The 8,492-nt window shown below is 49.7% G+C and carries 8 protein-coding genes; 3 read left to right on the forward strand and 5 right to left on the reverse strand.

Going from position 1 to position 8,492, the window contains the following annotated elements:
* The 4 genes from RTY00_RS12695 to RTY00_RS12710 form a co-directional block, all read right to left on the reverse strand.
* The coding region (locus tag RTY00_RS12695; RefSeq protein WP_312664699.1) for a transporter substrate-binding domain-containing protein at positions 1-804 on the reverse strand (804 nt) is incomplete at its 3' end.
* Positions 805-810: 6 nt separating this feature from the next.
* Positions 811-1,446: a response regulator transcription factor gene (locus RTY00_RS12700; RefSeq protein ID WP_312664700.1), complete on the reverse strand. Its 636-nt coding sequence runs from the start codon at positions 1,444-1,446 to the stop codon at positions 811-813.
* A 177-nt stretch (positions 1,447-1,623) separates the two neighbouring features.
* Entirely contained in the window at positions 1,624-2,334 is a 711-nt protein-coding gene (locus RTY00_RS12705; protein WP_312664701.1) for a YoaK family protein, read from the reverse strand.
* A 64-nt stretch (positions 2,335-2,398) separates the two neighbouring features.
* On the reverse strand, positions 2,399-3,847 hold the full coding sequence (locus tag RTY00_RS12710; protein ID WP_008106310.1) for a sugar porter family MFS transporter: 1,449 nt from the start codon (positions 3,845-3,847) through the stop codon (positions 2,399-2,401).
* Positions 3,848-4,093: 246 nt separating this feature from the next.
* On the opposite strand from RTY00_RS12710, the gene RTY00_RS12715 reads away from it, so the two are divergent.
* The 3 genes from RTY00_RS12715 (at position 4,094) to map (ending at position 5,867) form a co-directional block, all read left to right on the forward strand.
* On the forward strand, positions 4,094-4,279 hold the full coding sequence (locus tag RTY00_RS12715) for a general stress protein (RefSeq protein ID WP_008106309.1): 186 nt from the start codon (positions 4,094-4,096) through the stop codon (positions 4,277-4,279).
* Between the two features lie 563 nt (positions 4,280-4,842).
* Positions 4,843-5,088, forward strand: coding sequence for a ParD-like family protein (locus RTY00_RS12720; protein WP_258145635.1), 246 nt, complete (start codon positions 4,843-4,845; stop codon positions 5,086-5,088).
* Positions 5,085-5,867, forward strand: coding sequence for a type I methionyl aminopeptidase (gene map / locus RTY00_RS12725; protein ID WP_312664702.1), 783 nt, complete (start codon positions 5,085-5,087; stop codon positions 5,865-5,867). Before RTY00_RS12720 ends, map begins: the two co-directional genes overlap by 4 nt.
* 44 nt (positions 5,868-5,911) lie before the next feature.
* Here map and RTY00_RS12730 read toward each other — a convergent pair whose 3' ends face one another.
* Positions 5,912-7,477, reverse strand: a complete 1,566-nt coding sequence (locus tag RTY00_RS12730) for a methyl-accepting chemotaxis protein (protein WP_312664703.1) — start codon at positions 7,475-7,477, stop codon at positions 5,912-5,914.
* Between the last annotated feature and the right edge of the window lie 1,015 nt (positions 7,478-8,492).

The following is an 8,492-nucleotide window of genomic DNA, read 5'->3' on the forward strand; positions in this document are numbered from 1 at the left end:
TAAATCCGATTGCCAGGGCTGCTGAATCTCGAATCTTTTTTCCGGTGTAATGGCCAACAAGGCGCTATTTAACAACGTCTCTAATGGCGACGTTGATTGGCGCAGGGCAAAACTTACCTGCCTTTCTGGTAATGAAGCAAATCGATCTATGCGCAGATTGTTAAGGAAGTTTCGACCAATAGGATACCGATTGCCGAGAAATACCCTTGCAGAACCAAAAGCGACAGCACTTAACGCTTCCTGGTAGTTATCAAAAACCTGAATCTGCGCCCGTGGATATTGTTGCTGGACATCCTTCAACGCAACGTACCCTTCGACCATCGCCACTGTTACACCAGCCAGATCGGCAGGTAGCACTTCGCGATCAGAAGTTTTAACCGCAAGTATCAGATTTTCATGATAGTAAGGAACCGACATGGCAAAACGCTTATTAAACTGCGCGACGGTAACGTTTGGAATGACATCGATCTCACCATTACTAAGGGCGCGCCAGAGTTGCTCGCTATTATCAAACTGCACGAGCTTAACCTGCAATCCAAGTTGCGCAGCCACCAAGCCGATATATTCGGCGTTCAACCCTTCATACTCTTTAGTGAGCGTGCGTAAGCCGTAAGGTGGTGAATCATAGGCAAGAATGCCCATCGTCAAAACCTGTTTACGCTTTAGCCAGAGCCGCTGCTCAGCAGAAACTGGCAGTTGCTTAACATCAACTAAAGGTGCGTGAGTCAACAATCCCCAGGTTTCCGCCTGAACCAGCGGAATAGAAAAAGGGAAAAAAAAAGTGAGATCAAAAGCGTAGAGCATAGACGTTTATTCAATCAGCTGGTTCCTGCGAGCAAAGTCAATGAGATCAATAATCGATCGTGCGTTAAGCTTAGCTTTTAGCCGTTGTTTGTAAGTGCTAATCGTCTTTTCACTCAGAGACAGCTGAATACTGATCTCTTTGTTACTCAAACCACTAACCAAACCGGTTAGTACACTGATTTCACGTGTTGAAAGCTGTGAAATTAATCTCTTGGCATCAACTGGAGTAGATTCACCGGAGGGCCATTTTTCCATATAATCTGGCCGTGGAAAATAACTATAGCCTCGCCCTACCACTCTAATCGCTTCAATTAATCCGGAAAGGTCCTCAGTTTTAGCCACAAAACCATTGGTACCTGCTTTTTGGCAACGCATCACGATGTTTTTCGAAACCTGAGAAGTGATAACCAGGATTTTTGGCGAGTCCAAGAGATTACGTAAATGTTCTATCACCTCGAATCCGTTCAGTCCAGGTAACCCGATATCCAGCAAGATAATATCGGGTTGTAATTCTTGTGTAAGACGAATCGCATCAAAGCCATTCTCAGTTTCGCCAATAATCTTGTGACCCGCGTTCTCTAGTAATGTCCGCACCGCAAAGCGAATAACCGGATGGTCATCAACAATTAAAATTTTCAGCATAGTGCGTTCCTGATCTCGGGCAACGGGGAAATAGACGCACAATACCTGTATTTATTGCTGCTGAGATTAAGAAAATGGTGCTGAGGTTAAAACCAAGACTAAGCTCGACGTTTATTAAGTAGTGGATGGCCGCATGATGTATGAAAATTTTATCCTGATAACGTTGCGTTATTATGCTCAGGAGGCGCTGCGTTTGAGCGCATATAAAGCCAGCACGCTGAGCAGCGCACCAATCACCATCAGCAGCAGATAACTCATCCACTGCAGCAGCCAAATCCCCAGCACGCCGCCGCCCAAAAACGCCAGCACGGTGTAAAAATGCAGCTTAAGTCGCTCAATATAGAGCGGCGCATCTTTAGGTGATTCTTTGCGGCGCAGCACATCAAACAGCATTGCCAACTCAATACCGATATCGGTCGCGGTGCCGGAAACGTGCGTGGTACGCACACGCGCGTTGGAGATGCGCGTTACGACGGCGTTTTGCAATCCCATCAAAAAACTCAGGCTAAGCACCAGCAGCACGCCGGAGCCGCTAAAGCGAAACCAGCTTTCAATCACGCCCAGCACCAGCAACGCGATGCCTTCAATCAGGATATTAATGGCGTAGATACCGCGAATCTGGCGCCGTCTGCCGGAGTTGATGATCAGCGTTGAGACCGACGATCCAGCGATAAACAGCAACACGATGAGCAGAAAAAACAGGCCGACGTGCAGATTGGCTTTGGCCAAGTGGTCGGAAAGTGAGGAAACATTGCCGGTCATGTTTGCCGAGAAGAAACCGACGGTTTCAAACGCTGCGGTGTTGAGTGCGCCTGCAACGGCAGCCAGCGTACAGGCCAGGCGAATGTCGGTATTGAAGGTGCGCGTGTTCTCGGCGGTGATCAGCATGGGAAATCCTGGCCCGGTGAAAGATGCGTATCTTCCTCCCGTGACCAGGAATTCTCAAGCGCCGTTAGGCGGTCTGTTGATCCTGCTCTTGCTCGCTAAACCGCTCGCGCATTTCGTTTTCGATCTGCTCCAGTGATTTGCCTTTAGTCTCAGGCAGCATGGTGATCACGAAGATCAGCGAGCCGACATTGATGGCCGCAAAGATGAAGAATGCGCCATTACCGGTGGCAGACAGCAGCGGCGGGAAAGCAAACGCCACCGCCGCGTTACAGATCCACTGGAATGAAACCGCAGCGCCGGTGAGCACGCCGCGCACTTTCATCGGGAACAGCTCGGACATCAGCAGCCAATACACCGGCGAAATGCACATCTGCATAAAGAACAGGAACACCAGAATTGCCGCCAGCGCGAAGATACTTTGCGTCATATCTTGTGGCATCAGCAGCAGCACGCAGCCGAGCACCAGTTGCATGGCTATTACTACCGTCAAACCGGTCATCAGCATGGTGCGACGTCCAAAACGTCCCACCGCTTTGATGCCCACCATGGTCGCCAGCACCGAGACAATGCCGTTACCGATGGTCGCCGCAATCGACGCGTTGGTGCCCATGCCGGTAGTTTTAAGAATCACTGGCGTGTAGTACATAAAGGCGTTCACGCCGGTGAACTGAATAACAATTCCCAGTCCCGCGCCCACCAGCAACAAGCGAAGAATCCATTTCTCTTGCAGCAGTTCACGTGCCGAAGGCCCCTGCCGCGCCGCCTTGGCGTGCTGACGCATTTCCGTCATCTCCTTTTTCACTTCACGCGGTGTTTCACGCAGTTTGTGCAGGATACGGCTCGCTTCTTTAATGCGCCCTTCCGCCACCATCCAGTGCGGTGAAGCCGGCACAAAGAAGGTGCCGATGAACAGCAACGCGCCCGGAATCATCGCCATCGCCAGCATATAACGCCACAGATGCGGATCGTTAAGCGTGAAACTCATCACCGCGCTGACCACATACGCCAGCAGCTGACCGGAAACGATCATTAGCTCGTTGCGGCTCACCAACGGCGCACGACGTTTTGGTCCGGCAATTTCGGCAATAAACACCGGCACAGTTGAGGAGCCGCCGCCCACCGCAATTCCGAGCAGGAAACGCATCGCCACCATCACGTGCAGGTTCGGCGCTAACGCGGTACCAATCGCGCCCAGCACAAAAATCAGCGCCAGAGAGCGCAGCGTGATACGGCGACCAAAACGATCGGAGAAGTAGCCACTAAGAAAAGCACCCAGCGCGGCACCGAAGATCAGTGATGAAGTGACTAAACCTTCGGTAAATGGGGTGAGATTGAGACCGCCCTGATCGAGCGGCAAGGTCATAAACGGCAAGGCGCCGGAGATGATCCCGGTGTCATAACCAAAGGCTAGTGCGCCCATGGTGGCCACGAGTACAACGAAGAAAATGCGCTGTTTGACGGTGAGATTACTGAGCGCTGAATCGTCGTCACTGTTTTGCTGCGATGTGTCCATTCCTGTTCCCTGCATATTGAACGCGCTTTGAAGCGCAAAGGTTGAAACCCAAAAGGCAGAAGTATAGTCAGGAATTGTAAAATGTGACGGAGGTCACTGTTAAATCGATAAACATCCAAAAATTTTTTTCATGATCCGTTTCAACGATCGTCATCTGCGACCTGGCTTTACCTCAACGGCATACTAAAATTTCAGCGTGACTAGCTAGTCCTCAAATCTCACGGAACATTGATAAGAGGTCTTCCTATGAAACAACAGAGCTACAGAGGCGGCGCAGGGAATTTTGCCAACGATCCAGAACGTGCGAAAGAAGCTGGCAGAGCGGGAGGCAAAGCCAGTGGAGGCAATTTCAGAAACGATCCTGAAAGAGCCGTTGAAGCGGGAAGGAAAGGAGGCAAAATTAGCCGTCGTCCTCCAACGAAGTCTGAGTAAGGCGCCTTAGGATTTTTTATGCCATGGATTGGCTTCACTGCTTGATCGTTTGTTTCTTACACCCTTCGATAGGACGTGTTTATATGAAGCGATTTTTAGGTGGGCTTATTATCTTTTCCGCCCTGATAACCTTATCAGGATGCTATCACTCCGACCGCCCTATCGGCCCAGATGGCCGCCCTAATGTGCAAACCGAACAACCGATTCCCGGCGGCCCCATGAGCAAAGGACCGGTTGGGCAGCCGCAAGCTTAATTAGGCACCCATCAGAAAATTATTATATTTTATGCCGGTGCGCATCAATGCGCGCCCTACGAAAACGCGCCAGTCCTTTGTAGGGTCGCCATTTATGGTGACCCTCATCGCACGCTATTACCGAAGCGAAGATGCGAGGCGGAAAGGCCACTAACCTATCAATAAATCGTGTTGTTAGAGGGAAGCTGCCGCTTCCCTCCTGATTTCTGATATTGCTGTTTCCCGCCCAGAAAATTTCCCCTTTGCAAATCCGCTAATTCCTGAGTAGCCTATATACACAACGTCTACGTTTCATATACAGGCTACATCATGGGCATCGTAAAAATCTCCGACCTGATGCATGAGAATCTGCGCATCGCCAGCACGGCGATGAGCCGCTCCATCAATGCGCAGGCAGAACACTGGATGAAGATTGGCATGCTGGCCGAGATCTATCCGTCACTCAATCATCAGGAATTGACGCGCTTGCTGATGCGCGTTGAACGCGACAGCGGCGCGGATTTAGCGCAACTGCTCGACCATCCTTTATTTACCTCGCAGGGAATCGCGCAATGAGCATCAAACTGCACACCGCTGAAGAGATCGAACTGGCGCGTGCCGCCGGACATGCCGCCGCTAAAGTGCTGGAGATCATCACGCCGTACGTTAAACCGGGCGTCACCACCGATGAACTGGACGCGATTTGTCATGATTATGTGGTAAACGTGCTGAAAGTGGTGCCAGCGAATATTGGCTACCACGGCTACAGCAAAACAACCTGTACCTCAGTGAATCACGTGGTGTGTCACGGCATTCCGGGCGAGAAAAAGCTTAAGGATGGCGACATTGTTAATATTGATGTCGGCATTATCAAAGATGGCTGGTACGGCGATACCAGCCGCATGTATTACGTCGGTCAGCCTTCGGTGCGCGCCAAACGTTTAGTGGATATCACCTACGAATCAATGGTTGCGGGTATCAAGGTGGTGAAACCGGGCGCGACCTTAGGCGATATCGGTGCGGCAATTCAGCAGGTAGCGGAAAAAGCCGGTTTCTCCGTGGTGCGCGAGTATTGCGGTCACGGCGTTGGCGAGGTGTATCACGGCGATCCACAGATTTTGCACTACGGCACGCCGGGCGCGGGACTGGCGTTACAAGCGGGCATGATTTTCACTATCGAACCGATGATCAATGCAGGCAAAGCTGGCACCAGCGTGTTGTCCGATGGCTGGACGGTGGTCACTAAAGATCGCTCGCTGTCGGCGCAGTGGGAACACACTATTGCGGTAACCGAAACCGGCTTTGATTTGCTGACGCCGTGGCCAGAAGGCACCGGCGAATATCAGGCTATCTAACAAAAAGATCCAGAACGCGTACACCGTTCTGGATCCATATTGCCTTAAGCGGTTTGACGCAGCGTAAACACGCTCACGCTATTCACCATATTTGCCGCCTGCTCACTCAGCATCGCCGATGCCGCCAGCGATTGCTCCACCAGCGACGCATTCTGCTGCGTGGTGATATCAATCTGGCTGATCGCGGTATTGATCTGGCTGATGCCGTCGGCCTGCTCGGTGCTGGCCTGATTAATCTGCACCAGCAGCTCTTTCATCTCGGCCACATTCGACATCATGCCGTTCATCAGCTTATTAGCGTCCGTCACCATATCGCGCCCATCAGCAATGCGCGTGGAAGACTCCTCGATTAAATTGCGGATCTCATGCGATGAGGTTGCGGTTTTCTGTGCCAGCGCGCGCACTTCTTGCGCCACCACGGCAAAACCACGGCCATGTTCACCGGCGCGTGCGGCTTCGACCGCGGCATTCAGCGCCAGTATATTGGTCTGGAAAGCGATGGAATCGATCAGGTTGATGATATCCGCCATACGGCTGGCAGAATCATTGATCTCGGCCATTTTAGTGGCGACGTTGTCCATCATGCTGGCATTGCGTCCCACCGTGCTTTCCGCTTTGGCGGAAAGATCGGCAGCCACGTGGGTGTTATTTCGCGTGTTGCTGATGGTGGCACTGAACTCCTCCACCGAGGCCGCCGTTTGTTCCACTGAGCTGGCCTGCTCTTCCGTGCGGGCGGCGAGATCGTTGGTGCCTGACATGATTTCGCTCGCGCCGCCTGAGATCTGTTCAGCGCTAATGCGAATATGGCTGACAATATCCGACATTTTTTCCTGCATCTGCTGAATGGCATTAATTAACTGCCCCATTTCATCTTTACGTTGCTCATAAAAATCAGAGCTGAGGTCGCCATCCGCCACGCGGCCAAGAAACGCGATCACTTTTTTCAAAGGCACAGTAATGGAACGGATAATAATCCAGCCAATTAATGCGGAAACTAAAATAGCCACCACAAAAATAATAAGCATGGAGATTTTGGTTTTACTGTAAGACGCCATAAAATTATCGTAAGAGCCATTCATTTGCTGCTCTTGCAGATTAATGAAACCCTCAACTTCATTGATGTAGTTTCTTTGCGTTGTAGCAAGGGTAGAAAAATAGAAGTCCACCGCTTTTGTCACATCACTATTCACTAACTCGAAGAAAGCGTTTCGCTCCTTTAGAAAGTCCGCACGCTTCAATTCGACACGCTTAAGAAAAGCAATGGATTCCTCATCCGTTGCCAGCGCGCCTAATTGCTTATAGGTTTCGCTGATATTTTTCGATGCTTCCTGAAGATTGCTTTGAATGGTCGCTCTGCGCGGCGCATCAATGGGGCTCAGCAGCAACGCCTGCTGCTGCACCGTAACGTTGATTTCATCAATCAACTGGTTGCCCAATGCGATGGTCGGGTAATCATCCTTCATCATGCCATTGACGCCGGTTTCCGCTAAGAACAGAGAATTTAATCCGAGCAACGCCACCAACAGTAGCATCGCGATATTCAGCACAGAGGATATTGTAAGTTTGGTTCGCAACTTTACATTACGCGAAAATCTTTGAACTACGTCCATTTAGAAACCTCAATGATTTTGATTGAAAAGGTGTGAAGACAACGGTGTTATTTTAAAAATGGAAGAGGCTCCGGAAGTTAATCGGCAGCATCCCTGCTGTTATCGTCAGCTATTTAATTAACATTAGTGATGCATTCACATTAAAACACCCTGTCAAAACTGCTATTTGGTTGAAATCGATTTCATTGATCAGTTTCATTTATTGATAGCGAGTAATATAAAAGCAGCAAGCTGGTTTTTTTGCTTAATTTAAAATAAATGATTACGTCGACCTTACGAATAGCGAAAGAATGATCTTTTTTTTGCCATTTAACACAATTTGACTCAAAGGAAATAGTTTATCTAATCGCATACTTTAAAAATCAGCGTCAAATGCTGCGACCAGCAGATGCATGACCGCCGCTTTAGCACACGACGAACTGCCTTCGATCGCCGCGCCCGGCAGTTGATGAAGTCGCCAGGCCAGAGACACAAATGCTTGCACTGTTCGTGAGAAGAACCGCGAAGAGGCGGTTTCAGTGTCAGCGGGCAGGTGGGTTAAACATCAACTTAACCGGAGTAATAAATTAGAATAAGCGAAGCGTTAATTAATACGACATGAGCAGATTAATTAAACATAGCAGGCAAGCATGAAGGCAAGGTAATACTAACGGAAATTGCGATTAAGTTTACAAGCAAACACGCTTGCCGCTTCGCTTATTATCCGGCCTGCACCACTTTCTTCTTGACGTTAAAAAACCCCAAGCCATAACTCATGCTAGTTACATTTAGAGACAATCGAAAATTTAACTGGAAGTAATACAAGCAAGCCTCTTAGAATTAAGACTTAAGATTAGTCCAGGCTTGAAACTGGTAAAAATGGCACTACATTTATTTTGCATCAAGTTGGTATTTAAGAGAGAGGAGAACCAATGACGGACGCTAAGAAGCAACCCGATGAGGAAGAAAAAAAGACGCAACGTCGTGGTGGTGCAGGCAACTTCGCAGAGAATAAGGAACGTGCAGCTGAGGCTGG

Origin of the sequence: Pantoea sp. CTOTU49201 (assembly GCF_032054795.1) — a bacterium.
GTDB classification, from domain to species: Bacteria; Pseudomonadota; Gammaproteobacteria; order Enterobacterales; family Enterobacteriaceae; genus Pantoea; species Pantoea symbiotica.

Excerpts from the sequence above, each read along its gene's own strand:
- RTY00_RS12710 (WP_008106310.1), bottom strand. The coding sequence starts at position 3,847 with ATGGACACATCGCAGCAAAACAGTGACGACGATTCAGCGCTCAGTAAT.
- RTY00_RS12720 (WP_258145635.1), top strand. The coding sequence starts at position 4,843 with ATGGGCATCGTAAAAATCTCCGACCTGATGCATGAGAATCTGCGCATC.
- RTY00_RS12730 (WP_312664703.1), bottom strand. The coding sequence starts at position 7,477 with ATGGACGTAGTTCAAAGATTTTCGCGTAATGTAAAGTTGCGAACCAAA.
- RTY00_RS12700 (WP_312664700.1), bottom strand. The coding sequence starts at position 1,446 with ATGCTGAAAATTTTAATTGTTGATGACCATCCGGTTATTCGCTTTGCG.
- RTY00_RS12705 (WP_312664701.1), bottom strand. The coding sequence starts at position 2,334 with ATGCTGATCACCGCCGAGAACACGCGCACCTTCAATACCGACATTCGC.
- map (WP_312664702.1), top strand. The coding sequence starts at position 5,085 with ATGAGCATCAAACTGCACACCGCTGAAGAGATCGAACTGGCGCGTGCC.
- RTY00_RS12715 (WP_008106309.1), top strand. The coding sequence starts at position 4,094 with ATGAAACAACAGAGCTACAGAGGCGGCGCAGGGAATTTTGCCAACGAT.